The sequence below is a fragment of the Bacillus cereus group sp. Bce041 genome (assembly GCF_052646455.1).
In genome coordinates, this window is the sequence record NZ_JBQXON010000011.1 from 70,916 (window position 1) to 88,644 (window position 17,729).

Here is a 17,729-nt window from a genome sequence, read left to right on the forward strand (position 1 = left end):
TATATATTTATGACATTAGAGATAGCTATTTTTCTTTCAATGAACGGGCAAGCAAAGGAGGCGATTAACTTTTATACACGTAATTTAGAAGCCAAAAAATTAATGATTGTTACGTATGAAGAACTGGCGAAAAGAGATAGTTCTTTTAAAATTACAAGTGAAAATAAAGATCATATTGCTCACTCTGTTTTACAAATTGGGAATACAAAGCTAATGATAGCAGAAGATACAATGAAGCATAATGAACGTTATAACGTTGGAAATAACATGTCACTTTGCATTCAAAGCGCTAATTTAGAAGAAATACAACGGTTTTATAATAATTTAATTTCCGATAAGCATGTGAAAATAATCTCTCCGCTAGAAAAAAATATATTTAGTGAAGCATATGGTATTATTGAAGATCCTTATGGCATACAAATCCAATTAATGTATGATAAACGACTAAACTAATTAATTAATCATATTCACATATTCCTAATAAAAAAGACACGAATTTCGTGTCTTTTTATTTTATAGAAATGACTCTACCCTTTTCACTACTTTCAATCGCTAATTGAATCATTTTAATAACATCTAAACCTTCTTTTGCTGTTACAGGTAGTTCCTCACCATTTAATATACTATCTCGTACACCTTTATAATAATTGTCATAACAACCGACTTCTGTTGGAATACGCTCTAAGCTTTCTTCTGTTTCTAAAGTAGCAAAATTCTCTTCATCGTCTACTCCATAACCGTTATCACCTGGCTTCATTCCATTTTTTAATTGCTCTTCCTGCGAATCCATACCGTACTTCACGATAGAACCTTTCTCTCCATGCACTATAAAATGTGGTCCAGCTTTTTTCACATAACTACTACTACGTAAAATGACACGTTTAACTCCGTAATGAAGTACTATGTGGAAATAATCATCCACCTCTGCACCTGGTCGTTGTTTTATTACATCTGCACTTATCGCATCTGGTTTCCCGAATATTGATAACGCTTGGTCAATTAAATGCGATCCTAAATCGTATAATATACCGGAGCCTGGTAGATTTTTTTCTCTCCATCGATCACGTACATGTGGACGGAAACGATCAAAATTCGATTCATATGCGTATACATTCCCTACTCTGTTTTCTCCTAACAATTTCTTAATTGTTAAGAAATCATTATCAAAACGACGATTATGATATACGCTTAACATTACATTATGCTGCTCTGCTAATGAAATAAGCTCTTCCCCTTCTTTAATTGAGACAACAAATGGTTTTTCTACAACAACATGCTTACCTTTTAAAATTGCTTCTTTTACATATGGAAAATGAGTTGTATTAGGTGATGTAATAACAACTAAGTCAACATCAGCTCGCTTCACCAATTCATCAATTGTACTAACAACATTAGCGTTTGGTAATGTGTCTTTTACTACCTCTTCTTTTGAGGATAATACAGCACGAATATCATATTCTTCTATTGTTTGTAATAGTGGGATATGAAATGTCGTACTAGAAAAACCAAATCCTACAATCCCTACACCTATTTTTTTCATGTTGCCCCTCCATTTGTGCCGCTTTAACGAGCAGTAAGATTCCTAACCCAAAATTCAGTGAAAGCTAAGGAATTAGGTGAGGAATCAACTGCTTGTTAAAGCCCGATTAGTTGAACTTTATGAGAACGATTTCATTCAGTTATTATAACAAGATTATTATTATTTACATAATAAATTGCCTAGAAAAAAGCATCTTGCTACTATTCATAGCAAGATGCCCTCTTTATTCTGGTCTTTTCTTCGTCCACGTTTCTACTACTTCACCAGTATCATTAACATCTAGCACAAGGCTACCATTACTATACCGGTCTTTATTTCGATACGCTTTCGGATCAATTTCTTCTACAATGTTTTTCTCTGTCTTCATGTAAACTAATTCATCGTCCCGAACGATTTCAATACCGACAATGCGGTACGGATTACGTTTTAATTCTTTGAAAATAACAAGACCTCGCTTCGCCCTCGTTGATTTCTCAATTTCTGATGCTTTTAGGCGTTTTACAGCACCGCGCTGTGTTACGAGAATAAGTTGATCTTTGTCACCATTTAACGGTTTACCAGAAGCGACATAGTCATCTTCTTTTAAATTAATTGCTTTCACTCCAGCAGCTCTTACACCGACTGGACTTACTTCCTCTTCATGGAAAATAAGTGCATATGCACCGTGTGTAGCAAGAACGATATCACTCGTTCCATCTGTCGCAAATATATCGACAACTTCATCATCTTTTTTCAAGTTTACAGCAACGAATGCTCTTGAATAACGCTGAACTTTATATTGATTTAATTCTGTTTTCTTTATCATACCATTTCTTGTTACAAATACGATAAATCGTTTTTCTTCCTCAAAGTTCGGTACAACCGTTGCCCAAATGATTGTTTCATCCCGGTCGAGTGAAACGATATTAGCAACGTGCTGACCTAAATCTTTCCAACGAATATCTGGCATTTCGTATACTGGCAGATATATATAGTTTCCTTTATTCGTAAATAAGAGGACTGTCTCTGTCGTATTCGTATCGAATCGTTCAAGTAAGATGTCACCCTCTTTCATACCGAAGTCTTTGCCGTTTGAGGCATTATGTGAGCGCCATCCAGTACGTTTCACATATCCTTCTTTCGTTACAGTAACGATGACATCTTCTTGTGGGATCATCACTTCTACATCGATTTTAATTTCCTCGATTTGATCTTCAATAATAGCGCGTCGATCATCACTATACGTTTTCTTAACTCTCTTTAAATCAGTTTTAATTACTTGAAGCAATCTTTTTTCACTTTGTAAAATTGCCTGTAGCTCAATAATTTTCTTATTAAGCTCATCTGCTTCTTCTTGTAACGCCGTAATGTCTGTATTCGTTAAGCGATATAATTGCAAGGAAACAATTGCTTCTGCCTGTGCTTCTGTAAAGCCAAATTTTGCACTTAAATTATCTTTCGCGTTACGTTTATCTTTTGAAGCTCGAATTGTCTCAATTACTTGGTCTAAAATCGATAATGCTTTCTTTAAACCTTCTACAATATGTTGACGATTTTCTGCTTTTCTTAATTCATATTGCGAACGTCTCGTAATAACCTCTTTTTGATGTCCAATATAAGCATCTAAAATTTTCGGTAATGTCATAAGTGTTGGACGACGATTATTGATCGCTACCATATTAAAGTTATATGGAATTTGCAAATCTGTATTTTTATATAAATAATTTAAAATACCTTCGGCGTTTGCTTCTTTCTTTAATTCAACAACAATTCGTAAACCAGTACGATCTGTCTCATCACGCACTTCAGCAATACCATCTAACTTTTTATCTAGACGTAATTCATCCATTTTCTTTACAAGGTTTGCCTTATTCACTTCGTAAGGAATTTCAGTGATTACAATTTGTTGTTTCCCACCACGCACTGTTTCAACTTCTGCTTTTCCGCGAATAATAATTTTACCTTTACCTGTTTCATACGCCTTTTTAATACCATCAATCCCCTGAATAATACCGCCTGTTGGGAAATCTGGTCCTTTCATAACTGTTAATAAATCATCAACAGTACTATTTGGCTTATCAATACGCATCATTGTAGCATCAATAACTTCTCCAAGATGATGCGGAGGAATTTCTGTTGCATAACCAGCGGAAATCCCTGTAGATCCGTTCACTAATAAATTCGGGAACGCTGCTGGTAATACAACTGGTTCTTCACTCGTATCATCAAAGTTTGATACGAATTCTACTGTTTCTTTATCAAGATCACGTAATAACTCAGATGCAATTGGTGATAAACGAGCTTCCGTATAACGCATTGCTGCTGCTGGATCCCCGTCAACACTACCGTTATTACCATGCATTTCAACTAAAACATTACGTACTTTCCAAGTTTGGCTTAAACGTACCATCGCCTCATATACAGAGGAATCACCATGTGGATGATAATTACCAATAACGTTACCGACTGTTTTAGCTGACTTACGGAACGCTTTATCATGTACATTACCTTCTACATACATAGAATATAAAATACGTCTTTGTACTGGCTTTAAGCCGTCACGCGCATCTGGAAGTGCACGATCTTGAATAATATATTTACTATAACGTGCAAAGCGATCACCTAACACGTCTTCAAGCGGGAGGTCATGAAACTTCTCTGCTTGCATGTTATTCCACCTCCGTCTCCATAATCATTTCATTTTCTAAAATATTTCCTTCTTCTTGCATACCAAACTGTACATTACGTTCAATCCATTTACGGCGCGGTTCTACTTTATCGCCCATTAACGTTGTAACGCGGCGCTCTGCCCTAGCTGCATCATCAATTTTCACGCGAATTAATGTACGCGTTTCAGGATTCATTGTTGTTTCCCATAATTGATCCGCATTCATTTCACCAAGTCCTTTATAACGTTGTAACATATAGCCTTTTCCAACTTTTTTAGTTACACCGTCTAATTCCTCATCTGACCAAGCGTATTCAATTACCTCACTCTTACCTTTTCCTTTACTTACTTTGTATAAAGGAGGAAGTGCGATAAATACTTTACCAGCTTCGATAAGTGGCTTCATATATCTGTAGAAGAACGTTAATAACAATACTTGAATATGAGCCCCATCCGTATCGGCATCGGTCATAATTACAACTTTATCGTAGTTAATATCTTCAACATCAAATTCATTTCCTACACCGCCGCCAATCGCATAAATGATTGTATTAATCTCTTCATTCTTAAAGATATCAGCAAGCTTTGCTTTTTCTGTATTAATTACTTTACCACGTAACGGTAATACGGCCTGGAAACGTCGGTCTCGTCCTTGTTTTGCAGAACCACCGGCAGAGTCACCCTCTACTAGGTATAGTTCATTTTTTTGCGGGTTACGTGATTGTGCAGGTGTTAATTTCCCGCTTAACGTACCTTCTGATTTTTTCTTCTTCTTACCACTACGCGCTTCTTCTCTTGCTTTACGGGCTGCTTCACGTGCTTGTGCTGCTTTAATTGCTTTTCTCACAAGAAGTGTAGCTACATCAGGATTTTCTTCTAAAAAGTATGCTAAATGCTCAGATACAATGGCATCAATTGAAGAACGCGCTTCACTTGTACCTAGTTTCCCCTTCGTTTGCCCTTCAAACTGAAGCACTTCTTCTGGTACACGTACCGAAACGATAGCCGCTACACCTTCACGAATATCTGTGCCTTCTAAGTTTTTATCTTTTTCTTTTAATAGTGCTACTTTACGAGCATACTCGTTAAACACACGCGTCATCGCTGTTTTAAATCCAGCTTCGTGTGTTCCACCATCTTTTGTACGTACGTTATTTACAAACGATAAAATGTTTTCTGAGTAGCCATCGTTAAATTGAAATGCTAGTTCTGCTTCAATTCCATTTTGTTCACCAGTGAAATATACAACTGGATGAATGGAATCTTTTTCTTCGTTTAAATAGGAAACAAAAGCTTCAATTCCCGTTTCATAATGAAATACATCCTCTAAATCATTTCGTTCATCTTTTATCGAGATTTTCATTCCTTTTAATAAGAATGCAGATTCACGTAATCTCTCACATAATGTTTCATAATTATAATTTGTTGTGCTGAAAATCGTTGTATCTGGTTTGAAATACATCGTAGTACCAGACTCTTTCGTCTTCCCGATTTTCTCAAGCGTCGTTACAGGAACACCGCCATTTTCAAAGCGTTGTTCGTAAATATTTCCGTCACGCTTAATCGTTACGACTAACCATTCTGATAAGGCGTTTACAACCGATGCCCCAACACCGTGTAAACCACCACTCGTTTTGTAACCACCTTGACCAAACTTACCACCGGCATGAAGTACAGTTAAAATAACTTCAGGTGTAGGTTTCCCAAGTTTATGCATTCCCGTAGGCATTCCTCGCCCTTTATCTATAACGCTAATACTATTATCTTTATGTATTACGACTGAAATTTCGTCGCCAAATCCCGCTAACGCTTCGTCAACGGAGTTATCTACTATTTCATATACTAAATGATGCAATCCACGGCTGTCCGTGCTCCCGATATACATACCCGGGCGTTTTCGAACGGCTTCAAGTCCTTCTAACACTTGAATCGCATCTTCATTATATTGGAACTGATGCTTCGCCAAACTCCTTGCCCCTTTCCTAATCCAAAATCAGAACATATGTTTCTATTATAGAATAACGCCTCGACTATCGTTTTGGCAAGTTATCTTATCTCTTTTATATACCATTTTCAATAGAAAAATCCTTGTTTTCTCACAAGGATTCCTCTAGGCTACTATTTCAGAAAAATAATCGTTTGTCAACGAGAAATGGATATGTATTCCAAGATTACACATTCCAAACCTTTATTATGATCCAAATGATCAAGATCCAAAATGGGATTACAAATAACAATCCCCAAAAACAGCCTTTAAAAAATCTCATGATGAACACCTCGTTCATCGGCCCTACTTATCTATAATGAGGGCTGAATCAATCTTTCTACCTTTAAATCTATACTATTTTGTCATCGCATGTTCTACTTTAATACAACGATCCATTATTACAGTATAGTCTTTTTCTTTTAAAAGTTTATATGTATCCTCATCTTGTACTCCTAATTGTGCCCAAAAAACATCTGCATCAATCTCTACAAATTCTTTTGCAACATCCATTAAAAACTCTGAGCGACGAAATACATTTACAATGTCAACGTGTTCCTTAATATCCTTTAGTGAAGAAACTGCCTTTTCTCCGAGCACCTCATCTACTGTTGGATTAACTGGAATAATGCGGTATCCAGCATCTTGCATTGCTTTTGAAACCATATACGATGTACGTTCTGGCTTATCTGATAATCCAACAACCGCAATTGTTTTGCTTTTCTTTAACACTTCACCAATTTCCGTACGAGTTGGGTTTTCAATTGTCATAATTAATCCCTCCTATTCCTTTAGTATAGCCGATAAAGAAAGTCTCTTTCAATATGAAAGAGACTTTCTTTTATTTCGATTATTGATTCTTTGTAGCTGAATTATCTGCTAAAGTAGCCGATTTCGTCATTTTTTGACCGTTACGGTAGAATGTAACTTCTACTTTCTCGCCTACTTTTTTCTTTTCATATAAATATTTACGGAATTGAAGAGCATTCTCTACTTTTTGATTATCTAATGCTACTACAATATCATATTGCTCTAAACCAGCTTTTTCAGCTGGTGATATTGGGTAAATTTTACCTAATACAACGCCGTTTGTTACTTCTTTCGGTACTTTCAATTGATTGACTGCATAAGCTTGCACATCTTCTAGTGAAACAACACCTACTCCAAGAGCTGGACGTTTTACTACTCCATCTTTTTCAAGAGATTCAATAACTGGTTTTGCGATGTTAATTGGAATAGCAAATCCAATTCCTTCAACTTCTTGTTGTGCAATTTTACTTGAATTAATCCCAATTATTTCACCATTTTGGTTAAATAATGCACCACCACTATTACCTGGATTAATCGCTGCATCCGTTTGAATAACTTGTGCTTGCCAATCTGGTCGTTTATCCCCATCAATATCAACCGGAATTTCGCGTTCTTTACTACTGATTATACCTTCCGTTACACTTCCATCAAATCCAAGTGGATTACCGATTGCAATGGCTTTTTCACCCGCACGAAGTTTACTTGAATCACCTAAAGTGGCAACTTTATTTACATTAGATCCATCAATTTCAACAACCGCTAAGTCTAACCAAGGGTCCTTACCAACTAATTTCGCATCAACTTGCTTTCCGTCGCTCAGCTTCACAGCAAGTTTATTTGCTCCATCTACTACGTGGTTGTTTGTTACAATATATGCTTTATTTCCTGCTTTTTTATAAATAACACCTGATCCTGAACCGGCTTGTTGTTCTTGACCTGTCGGTTGCATTGCAAATGGATCAACACTTTGTTGCATATTAATAACACCTACAACAACATCTTTCGCCCCTTCAATCATACCAGGTAAATCAGTTTCATTTTTCGCTTTATTTACAACAGGAACTACAGTACCTTCTACTTTTGAATCCGAACTAAATGATGATACTGGCGCTCCATTATTTTGAGCCCATGGCATATATGGTGCTGCAAAACTAATCGAAACCGCTCCGACTACAGCTCCCACTAAACCTGTGAAGAAATAGCCTTTTTTACTACCTGATTTTCTCACTTCTCTCGTTTCACTATGCTCTTCATTTAAATTTGGTCCGTCGTAATATCCCATGTTTTATTTCCCCTCTCTGGTGAATTCGTATTTTCAGTATAGTCACGTTTTGTGTCCTTCTTGTGAACTCATCGTGAAATCCAATTAAAAAAATACACTTATCTAACATTGTAGACAAAAAAAGTATTTTTTGTACATTTTACCTTCAAAAGAGAGTATAAAATTACCATTTCCCTAGGCTAAATTACACAAATCGTTCTAGATTATTCTTCAAATTTATAACCAACTCGAATAACAGTACCGATATGCTTCGCTTTATCTCCTAGCTTATTTCGAAGTTTTTTAATATGGGTATCAACCGTTCGGTCATCACCGTAATAGTCATATCCCCATAACTGGTCTAATAAATGTTGACGTGATAACACAATTCCTTTGTTCTCCATTAAATACACAAGAAGTTCAAATTCTTTATGTGTCAATATAATTTCTTCTCCATCTACTAAAACAGTTCTAGATAGACGATTCACTTCTATTCCAGCTAAAGACATAGCATTTTCTTCCGCTACTCCTACCGCACCATCCGCACGTTTCAATAACGTCTTTGCACGAGCTACTAATACTTTCGGGCTAAATGGTTTCGTTACATACTCGTCTGCACCTAATTCGAAACCTAGCAATGTATCATCCTCATCCGAACGCGCTGTCAACATAATAATTGGTACTGCTGATTCTTTTCTAATTCTTCTACAAACAGACCATCCATCTATTTCCGGTAACATAATATCTAACATAATTAAATCAATTTCATGCTCTGCAAATAACTCTAACGCTTTTTTTCCATCTTCTGCTTCGATTACTTCAAAGCCTTCATTACGAAAATAATCACTAACAATTTCACGTAATCTTCTTTCATCTTCAACAAGCAATACCGTTTTGTTCATATAATCTATCCCGCCTTTTTACTCTTTCAATCGAATAATACGTTGATTGGAGCTTCCGCGAAATGGAAGTGTTAAATCTTTTTCCTCAATTTCAAACCTTCCATCGACTAAAACATCCCCATAATGTAACAACTCTATCATATCATTATTTTGAGAACTCTGTATCTCTTCTAACGTATAACCTGTATACATCCATAGGTTTTTTTTCAAATCTTTCACGATTTTTGCTACCTTTTTCACTTCAGCAGCTTGAAAAAATGGATCTCCACCTGAAAATGTTACATCAGTTAATGGATTACTTGCAATCTCTTTCACAATTTCTTCTACTGTCATTTCCGTTCCGTTGCAAATATTCCACGATTTCGGATTGTGGCAACCAACGCAACGATGCGGACAGCCCGCAAAAAACACGACTGTCCGCAATCCTTCTCCATCTACTACACTATCATGAATAATATTCATCACTTTCATTTATGTTTCACCCGATCTATCTCTTCACTACGTTTCGCACTATTCCACTTTGACATATCTCCTACAAGATAGCCTGTTATACGGCGAATTCTTTCTATATTAGCCTCATCTTCATTCCCGCAACTTGGACATTCATTCCCAATAACCCCGTGATAACTACAGCACTTACAACGGTCAACAGGATGATTAATTGAACCGTATCCAACGCCATGTTCTGCCATGGCTTGTACAATTTGTTTTAATGCCTTTTTGTTATGCATTGCTGCTCCGTCTAGTTCAATATAAGTAATATGTCCCCCGTTACATAGAGCATGGAACGGACCTTCTAAACGAATTTTATTTATCGCTTGAATGTTATAATAAACTGGAATATGGAATGAATTCGTATAGTAATTATGGTTCGTTATACCGCTAATCACGCCAAATTCTTTTCTATCTTTTTTCACAAACTTCCCTGATAATCCTTCTGCTGGAGTTGCAATTACTGAGAAATTCAGTTGATGTTCTTCTGTCGCTTTATCCATTCTATCTCTCATAAAGGAAATAATTTCATACCCAAGTTTCCATGATTCTTCATCTTCCCCATGATGCTTTCCTGTTAAAGCTACTAAACATTCCGCAAGACCGATAAAACCAATACTTAACGTCCCTTGTTTTAAAATTGAGGCTACGGAGTCTTCAGGATGCAACGTTTCTCCACCACGCCATACACCTTGTGAATATAAAAACTGAAAATCTCTTGCTCGCTTCGTACATTGATACGCAAATCTTTCTAATAACTGCTTAATTCCTAAATCTAAATAATAGTTTAGCGCTTCAAAAAACGCTTCTTTTGAACCACTAATTAACGCTAATTTCACTAAATTAATAGACGTAAATGATAAATTCCCTCTACCAATCGCTGTTTCTTCTCCATGTATATTAGACATAACACGGGTACGACATCCCATGTAACATACTTCACTTTCTGGTCTTCCATCATAATGCACTGCATTAAACGGAGCATCTAAAAATGAAAAGTTAGGGAATAATCGCTCTGCGGTTGTCTCTAATGCTAATTCAAATAAATCGTAGTTCGGATCACTTTCTTCAAAATTCACACCTTTTTTCATCTTGAAAATTTGAATCGGAAAAATCGGTGTCTCTCCTTTACCAAGTCCAGCTTGTGTCGCTTTTAAAAGTTGTTTAATTAACATTCTTCCTTCTTTTGATGTATCTGTTCCATAATTAATAGAAATAAACGGTACTTGTCCTCCGCCCCTACTATGCATACTATTCGAATTATGAACGAAAGCCTCACACGCTTGATACGTATCATTTTCCGTTTCTTTCCATGAAAATTCTTCTATTTGTTCTTTCGTAAGCGGATATGATTGTAATCGTTTTTTATGTCTCTCAATTGTTTTTCGTACATAAGGTGCTAAATCAATATCAAAGAGTGCAAACGATTGACCACCATGCTGCATATTTTGATTCGCTTGAAAAATAATAGACGAAAGAGCCAATGCACTTTTAATGTCTTGCGGTTGTCTCATATGTCCATGTCCAGTATGAAAACCATTAGCAAGCATTTGCGCTAACGGAATTTGTGAACAAGTCGTCGTTCCTGTTGCATAAAAATCTAAATCATGTGGATATAATATATTTTCATTTATCGCTTTTTTCACTTGATCTGACAATAAATTCTCAACAGCATAATATTTTGCACTCTCAGATGCGAACGTTCCCATTACGCCCATTGGAGAGCGGCCGTCTACATTTGCATTTTCTTGCATCAAATCTTGTTCATTGCCGTGGACTATTGTCTCAAACACTTTCATTAATTCTTCTTCTCCACGTGTATTATTTTGTAACATTTATAACCCTCCACCAATATGTTGTTATCTTTTGATTAAAATGTTACTACATACAGTCTTACTGTTTCTGTGAGAAATGTAACATTACTGTGAAATTTTTTTCACGAAATAATGAATTTTTCATTTACAAAAAAGAAATGTGCTCTTTACAAATGTATGGTACAATATACGGGAAAAACTCTTTTTACCCTTTATCAACACATTTGAATAAAGGAGACTGAACTTATGGTTACTACATATCTTTTATTTATCGTTGCCTACTTACTTGGCTCGATTCCATTTGCACTAGTTGTTGGAAAAATCGGCTACGGAATCGATATTCGTGAGCACGGGAGCGGTAATCTAGGCGGAACAAACACATTCCGCACATTAGGGAAAAAAGCAGGTTTTACCGTTACAATTGCTGACATTTTAAAAGGGACATTAGCAACAAGTCTACCAATGATTTTCGGATTAGATATTCATCCACTATGGTTCGGGTTAGCGGCTGTTCTTGGACATGTCTATCCAATCTTCGCGAAATTCCGCGGTGGTAAAGCAGTTGCAACTTCTGCTGGGGTGCTATTATGCTATTCACCAGTTGTTTTTGCAATATTGGCTGTTGTATTTTTCACCCTTTTATTTACAACAAGATACGTATCACTTTCTTCTATGGTAACAGCAGTTGTTGCTGTTATTGCATCCATTGTTAGCGGGGATAAAATCTTCATTATTGCGATGTGTTTATTAGCAGGTATGGTTATTTATAAACACCGTGCAAATATCGGACGAATTATAAATAAAACTGAACCAAAAGCAAACTTTTCAAAAAAGCAAAAATAAGATCGTAACCCACATAACGCAAAAAGAAAACGTGAAGCATATTAATAGCGTCTTTTTGCGTTATTTTTTATACTAAAGAAAAAGCAACATAATTTGGAGGAACTATACATGAATCTTTCCGTAACAAAAGAAGCAGCACAATGGTATAAAAATGAATTAAACTTACAATCAAATGAAACACTACGCTTTTTCGTACAATACGGTGGTTGCAGTACTGTGCAAAAAGGACTTTCTTTAGGTATTCGTAAAGATGATCCTGCACATCCTGCTGTTCAAATTCAAGAAGAAGGTATTAACTTCTTTATTGAAGGCGATGATGAATGGTTCTTCGATGGACATAATTTATCTGTTACACTTAACGAAGGTGACGACTTCCCACAATTTAATTATGAAAAATAAAAAAACGTGGCTTCTGCCACGCTTTTTTATTTTTTCTTAATTTCCTCATATTTCGCATACCACTCAGGATATAACTTTTTAAATGATACAGGGCGGAACCCTTCTTTTTTCGCACAAATATTCGTTGTACTTGCAGTAATACAAAGTTCACCATCACCATTATATATTTCATATCCATATACAACGCGAAGTGGGCTCACAGTATCTACCCATGTTTTTACGATTGCTTTTTCTCCGTAACGCATCGCTTTACGGTATGAAATTTGTAAATCTAACACAGGAGAAATAATTCCTTCTTTCTCCATTTCAACATATGAAAAACCTAAATCTTGTATAAGTTTCGTGCGACCTAACTCAAGCCACACTAAGTAGTTTGAATGGTAAACAACACCCATTTGATCTGTTTCCGCATAACGGATTTCAACTTCATGTTCTGCTACAAACATATGTATATTCGCCTTCTTTCACTTCTGCTACCTTGCATACATTTAATCATAATACAGTAACATCAAAAATAAAATAAAAACAGTGAATCTTTTACTGAAAGGAGCCAGCATATGATTCAAATTGTAACTGTTCGTAGTGGTGATAGCGTATATAGCTTGGCATCAAAATATGGATCAACACCTGACGAAATAGTAAAAGACAATGGATTAAATCCAGCTGAAACGCTCGTGGTTGGTCAGGCACTTATCGTTAATACGAAAGGGAATAATTATTATGTACAGCCTGGTGACAGCCTATATCGAATTTCTCAAACATATAATGTCCCCCTCGCTAGTTTAGCTAAAGTTAATAATTTATCTTTAAAATCTATTCTCCATGTCGGACAACAATTATACGTACCAAAAGGTACAAAACGAGCTGTAGAATCCATCGCTTATTTACAACCTTCCACTATACCGATTAAAGAGAGTTTAGTTAATGCTACACGTGCCATCAATCCATTTTTAACATACTTAGCTTATTTTAGTTTTGAGGCAAAAAGAGATGGCACATTAAAAGAACCTACTGAAACAGCTAAAATCGCTAATATTGCAACGCAGGGTAAAACAATCCCTATGCTCGTTATTACAAATATTGAAAATGGTAATTTCAGTGCCGATCTAACATCGGTTATTTTACGCGACGCAACGATTCAAAACAAATTTATTACAAACATTTTGCAAACAGCTGAGAAATATGGCATGCGAGACATTCATTTCGATTTCGAGAGTGTAGCACCTGAAGACCGCGAAGCGTATAATCGTTTTTTACGAAATGTAAAAACACGCTTACCTAGCGGGTACACATTGAGCACAACTCTCGTACCGAAAACAAGTTCAAATCAAAAGGGAAAATTTTTCGAAGCTCACGATTATAAAGCGCAAGGGCAAATTGTTGATTTCGTCGTCATTATGACATATGACTGGGGATGGCAGGGCGGGCCACCGATGGCAATTTCTCCTATCGGTCCGGTGAAAGAAGTACTTCAATATGCAAAATCTCAAATGCCTCCCCAAAAAATTATGATGGGGCAAAATTTATACGGGTTTGATTGGAAGCTTCCATTTAAACAAGGAAATCCACCCGCAAAAGCAATTAGCTCTGTCGCAGCTGTTGCACTAGCTCGTAAATATAATGTCCCTATTCGTTATGATTTCACAGCCCAAGCTCCTCATTTTAATTATTTTGATGAAAACGGCGTGCAACACGAAGTTTGGTTTGAAGATTCACGGTCTGTTCAAAGTAAATTCAATTTAATGAAAGAACAAGGTATAGGTGGTATTAGTTACTGGAAAATCGGTTTACCATTCCCACAAAATTGGCGTTTACTCGTTGAAAATTTTACGATTACGAAAAAGGGCTGACAAAAGTCAGCCCTTTTTGTACATTTTGTTAAGATTCATCTTTGATTTCACTTTTTAATGAGTCAATACTTTCTAAACGTCTTTGATTTTTTGCTTCAATAGCAGCACGATCTTTTTCATTAGAAAGTTCCGCTGTTTCTTTTGCTTCATTAAAGTTATCAACTGTATTTTGCACCATTTCTTGTAACTTTTCAGCGTTGTCACTTCGATTATCTGGATTTGGCATGTACTTCCCTCCTAATATTGTATATACACACCATCTTAAATTACCTATCTTTCCTCAAATTTATACATAAAAAAGGAGAATGTAATATTCTCCTTTTCTTTAACCATTATCAACAATCGGTTGTTTACCTGTTTGATCTTGCATTTGCTTTCCTTTATTTCCACCAGCTTTTTTCGATTGTGTTCCAATATGATTTGGTGCAAAGTCTTTTGAATTTTTTTTCGGATTACCCATTACTATCGCCTCCTTAACACTAGTATCGTACTAGTGTTAAGAATTATTCAGCTTGCTTAAAAAGTTTCATTTCATAACGTTTTTCAATGCGCTCTTCAATGCGATCAATTGCATCACGATCGCTTAATAATTGTTGTTTATTTTCATTTACAAGTTCTTCAAACGATTTACGGCGACTTCTTCTCATGTTGTTCACCCTCTCTCCTTCGCTTTCTTATTACATAGTATGAGCAAACAAAAAACTCTTTAATCAGATTTGCAAGAAAATTTTATGTTTTAGTACTCCTAAAAAAACTCCGTGTACAATATATTGCACACGGAGTTTTTTATACCATAATATTTAAATACTCTTTCAACTTTTCATCTGCATTCATTTCATTTTCTTTATAATCATGAAGCGCCTGTAATACAAAATCATACTGCTCTAAAATATAACTTTCTAATTTCATAACATCCTCTAAGCTATTAAGCATAATTCTCGTATTACCAACTTCACTTTTTAACGCCGGTTCACATTTTAAACTTGTACATATTTCTTTCACATCTTCTTCTAATATCTCTGTTAATACATATTTCTTTCGTCCTTTTACCTTTAATCTCATAACTGGATAAAAAGCTTTTATATCTAAATAACTTCCTACGTTCATACAACGTAGCCATTCTACATTACGTTTATTACATGCAAGTATTTCTTTCACCGCTTCATATACCGCAGTTTCATCAAGCATAGCCTTATTTACTTTTCGTTTCCCTTCTTCTTCAATAGCTGCACACTTTTGATAAACAGCAGCACACGTAATGCAATCGTCAAATGCATTATGAGAGCTTAAACGAATTCCAAGCATTCGTTTTAACGTTTCAAGTTTATGATTAGGCGCATGCTTCATGTATTTCTTCGCTAAAAATACAGTATCAATTACTTTATTTTTAGGTTCAGGCAACCCAAGCATATTTACATTACTTTTCAAAAAGCGCATATCAAAAGAAGCATTATGAGCCACAATAACATTTGTATGTAAAAATGCTAAAAATAAAGGTAACACTTCTTCAATCGTCGGTGCATCTGAAACGCGATAATTGGTAATACCTGTTAAACTCGTTATTCGGTCCGGAATTGGCCGCTCTGGATTCACGTATGAAACAAATTGATCTACCAGTTCATGATTACGATATTTCACCGCTGCAACTTGAATAATTTTATCATTATAAGGGTTAAATCCTGTTGTTTCAAAATCAATTACAACATAATCTAACGGTAAGGATACATTCCCCACTCCATACACTCCTTTATCTCTAAACGTTTATATTTCTTACATCATATCATGAAGTTATTACTACTTGAAAAAGAAAAGGCAGAAATGGGAACTCTCCACCTCTACCTTTTTACCATTATTTTAATTTAGCAACCCTTTTCTCCATCTCTTTTTGCGTCATCGGCCCAATAAACTTATCTTGAATGACACCTTTTGTATCTATAAAATACGAAGTTGGAATCGTAATTACTTTATACGCTGTTGTCACATCAATGTTCTTGTCCAATAAAACAGGAAAAGTAATTCCTTTTTCTTTAATAAAATTGCTTACCTTTTCTTCCCCCCCACCTTTTTCTGAAGGCGTATAATTGATTGCTAAAATTTCTACGTTTTCTTTATGTTCTTTATAGAAAGCCTCCATATCAGGCATTTCTTGCTGACATGGTCCACACCACGTAGCCCAAAAGTTTAAAATTACTTTCTTTCCTTTTAAATCCGATAACTTTACATTTGTCCCATCTAACTTAGTTAATTCAAAGTCTGGTGCGCTCTTCCCTATCTCAATACCATTCCTTGCGATAATCTCTTTCATCACAGCTTCACTTTTTTCTTGCTTCACTTTTACCGCCTGCTCTTTATTACCAAACTGTTCATAAGCTGCATATCCCGCTAAACAAAGTAACACTACAATAATCGTAAGCTTCCGCCACATTTTATATCACCCTAACGTATTATCTTCTTTTAACACATTCATCAAAATACTATATATCTTATTTTAGCTTATACGGACAAGCTTGGAAATATTCACATTCTAAATAATCAGAATTTTTATAACTGTGATGAAATATTTACCTTTCCATCATATAATTAGAAATAAATAGAATATTTTACAATGAAAGGAGCTCTCATGAATTTATTTGAAAAAATACTTCTATATATTCTTAGTTTTATATTTTCCCCAATCGGAATTATCACATGGATTATCTCACTATTTAGTAAAGACCCTGAAAAAAAACAAGTTGGACGTATTTGTCTCTATATCGCATTAATCTCATTTATCCTTTGGGCAGGCCTCGGCATTATTACTTTTTTCACGATGACTACCATTACTACTATAGAATAGTTATAGAAAGGATGATTATTTTGGGAGAACACCCTATCACCAAAGAGCTACGCTATATACGAATATGCTTAGTTATTTTAGTAATCGTTCTTTTATTTTTCAACAGTGAAAAAGTCGTTGAAATTTCTACAAATCATGATTCCATAGAAAATGTTCCCACCAGTAATATGACACAAATTGCGGAAAATACATTCGCTATTCAAGAATATAATCCATTACTAAGTAGCGAACATACAATTAAGATTTTCAAATATAATCCAGATACAAATCAACTTACTCTCGTCAAAGAAGTTAATTCTAGTGATCCGAATTCTTATACTTATCAACTTAATGAGAACGAATAAAGTGAAA

The 17,729-nt window shown here is 35.4% G+C and carries 20 protein-coding genes; 6 read left to right on the top strand and 14 right to left on the bottom strand.

Going from position 1 to position 17,729, the window contains the following annotated elements:
• Positions 1-9: 9 nt before the first annotated feature.
• The gene (locus tag ACUN13_RS24955) at positions 10-453 is read left to right on the top strand and encodes a VOC family protein (protein WP_000171342.1); all 444 of its coding nucleotides are present in this window, start codon (positions 10-12) and stop codon (positions 451-453) included.
• Between the two features lie 55 nt (positions 454-508).
• Here the strand turns inward: ACUN13_RS24955 and ACUN13_RS24960 are convergent, their stop codons facing one another.
• From ACUN13_RS24960 to ACUN13_RS24995, 8 genes are all read right to left on the bottom strand, one after another.
• Positions 509-1,540 carry an oxidoreductase gene (locus ACUN13_RS24960; RefSeq protein WP_086692772.1) on the bottom strand — a complete coding sequence of 344 codons (1,032 nt, stop codon included), beginning with the start codon at positions 1,538-1,540 and terminating at the stop codon, positions 509-511.
• A gap of 223 nt (positions 1,541-1,763) precedes the next feature.
• On the bottom strand, positions 1,764-4,187 hold the full coding sequence (parC, locus tag ACUN13_RS24965) for a DNA topoisomerase IV subunit A (protein WP_001147464.1): 2,424 nt from the start codon (positions 4,185-4,187) through the stop codon (positions 1,764-1,766).
• Position 4,188: 1 nt separating this feature from the next.
• On the bottom strand, positions 4,189-6,153 hold the full coding sequence (gene parE, locus ACUN13_RS24970; RefSeq protein WP_445424007.1) for a DNA topoisomerase IV subunit B: 1,965 nt from the start codon (positions 6,151-6,153) through the stop codon (positions 4,189-4,191).
• A gap of 375 nt (positions 6,154-6,528) precedes the next feature.
• Entirely contained in the window at positions 6,529-6,942 is a 414-nt protein-coding gene (locus ACUN13_RS24975) for a CoA-binding protein (RefSeq protein ID WP_000151390.1), read from the bottom strand.
• 79 nt (positions 6,943-7,021) lie between these two features.
• A complete protein-coding gene (locus ACUN13_RS24980; protein WP_000542646.1) occupies positions 7,022-8,263 on the bottom strand; it encodes a S1C family serine protease in 1,242 nt (413 codons plus the stop codon).
• Between the two features lie 203 nt (positions 8,264-8,466).
• Positions 8,467-9,144 (bottom strand): response regulator transcription factor, encoded by a 678-nt coding sequence (locus tag ACUN13_RS24985; RefSeq protein WP_001044679.1) that lies wholly within the window; start codon positions 9,142-9,144, stop codon positions 8,467-8,469.
• An 18-nt stretch (positions 9,145-9,162) separates the two neighbouring features.
• Positions 9,163-9,615: an anaerobic ribonucleoside-triphosphate reductase activating protein gene (nrdG, locus tag ACUN13_RS24990; RefSeq protein WP_000867076.1), complete on the bottom strand. Its 453-nt coding sequence runs from the start codon at positions 9,613-9,615 to the stop codon at positions 9,163-9,165.
• Positions 9,612-11,471: an anaerobic ribonucleoside triphosphate reductase gene (locus ACUN13_RS24995; RefSeq protein WP_000940076.1), complete on the bottom strand. Its 1,860-nt coding sequence runs from the start codon at positions 11,469-11,471 to the stop codon at positions 9,612-9,614. The genes nrdG and ACUN13_RS24995 overlap by 4 nt, the downstream gene beginning before the upstream one ends.
• A 225-nt stretch (positions 11,472-11,696) precedes the next feature.
• Here ACUN13_RS24995 and plsY point away from each other — a divergent pair, with 225 nt between their 5' ends.
• Together plsY and ACUN13_RS25005 are read left to right on the top strand one after the other, a co-directional pair.
• Positions 11,697-12,293, top strand: a complete 597-nt coding sequence (gene plsY, locus ACUN13_RS25000; protein ID WP_000258974.1) for a glycerol-3-phosphate 1-O-acyltransferase PlsY — start codon at positions 11,697-11,699, stop codon at positions 12,291-12,293.
• A gap of 108 nt (positions 12,294-12,401) precedes the next feature.
• On the top strand, positions 12,402-12,692 hold the full coding sequence (locus ACUN13_RS25005) for a HesB/YadR/YfhF family protein (RefSeq protein ID WP_001054453.1): 291 nt from the start codon (positions 12,402-12,404) through the stop codon (positions 12,690-12,692).
• A 26-nt stretch (positions 12,693-12,718) separates the two neighbouring features.
• Here the strand turns inward: ACUN13_RS25005 and ACUN13_RS25010 are convergent, their stop codons facing one another.
• Positions 12,719-13,138 carry an acyl-CoA thioesterase gene (locus ACUN13_RS25010; RefSeq protein WP_000495812.1) on the bottom strand — a complete coding sequence of 140 codons (420 nt, stop codon included), beginning with the start codon at positions 13,136-13,138 and terminating at the stop codon, positions 12,719-12,721.
• 111 nt (positions 13,139-13,249) lie between these two features.
• On the opposite strand from ACUN13_RS25010, the gene ACUN13_RS25015 reads away from it, so the two are divergent.
• A complete protein-coding gene (locus ACUN13_RS25015; RefSeq protein ID WP_000614855.1) occupies positions 13,250-14,542 on the top strand; it encodes a glycosyl hydrolase family 18 protein in 1,293 nt (430 codons plus the stop codon).
• 28 nt (positions 14,543-14,570) lie between these two features.
• Here the strand turns inward: ACUN13_RS25015 and tlp are convergent, their stop codons facing one another.
• The 5 genes from tlp to ACUN13_RS25040 form a co-directional block, all read right to left on the bottom strand.
• Complete coding sequence (gene tlp / locus ACUN13_RS25020; protein WP_001133511.1) at positions 14,571-14,768, bottom strand: small acid-soluble spore protein Tlp; 198 nt, start codon at positions 14,766-14,768, stop codon at positions 14,571-14,573.
• A gap of 99 nt (positions 14,769-14,867) precedes the next feature.
• Complete coding sequence (gene sspN, locus ACUN13_RS25025; protein ID WP_000527987.1) at positions 14,868-15,002, bottom strand: acid-soluble spore protein SspN; 135 nt, start codon at positions 15,000-15,002, stop codon at positions 14,868-14,870.
• A 43-nt stretch (positions 15,003-15,045) separates the two neighbouring features.
• Positions 15,046-15,189, bottom strand: a complete 144-nt coding sequence (locus ACUN13_RS25030) for an FbpB family small basic protein (RefSeq protein ID WP_001254699.1) — start codon at positions 15,187-15,189, stop codon at positions 15,046-15,048.
• 139 nt (positions 15,190-15,328) lie between these two features.
• Positions 15,329-16,276 (bottom strand): 3'-5' exonuclease, encoded by a 948-nt coding sequence (locus ACUN13_RS25035; protein ID WP_000528755.1) that lies wholly within the window; start codon positions 16,274-16,276, stop codon positions 15,329-15,331.
• Positions 16,277-16,391: 115 nt separating this feature from the next.
• Positions 16,392-16,967: a redoxin domain-containing protein gene (locus ACUN13_RS25040; protein WP_006917475.1), complete on the bottom strand. Its 576-nt coding sequence runs from the start codon at positions 16,965-16,967 to the stop codon at positions 16,392-16,394.
• A 195-nt stretch (positions 16,968-17,162) separates the two neighbouring features.
• Here ACUN13_RS25040 and ACUN13_RS25045 point away from each other — a divergent pair, with 195 nt between their 5' ends.
• Positions 17,163-17,378 (top strand): hypothetical protein, encoded by a 216-nt coding sequence (locus tag ACUN13_RS25045; RefSeq protein ID WP_001047912.1) that lies wholly within the window; start codon positions 17,163-17,165, stop codon positions 17,376-17,378.
• Positions 17,379-17,389: 11 nt separating this feature from the next.
• A complete protein-coding gene (locus tag ACUN13_RS25050; RefSeq protein ID WP_074555548.1) occupies positions 17,390-17,722 on the top strand; it encodes a YmzC family protein in 333 nt (110 codons plus the stop codon).
• Positions 17,723-17,729 lie beyond the last annotated feature (7 nt).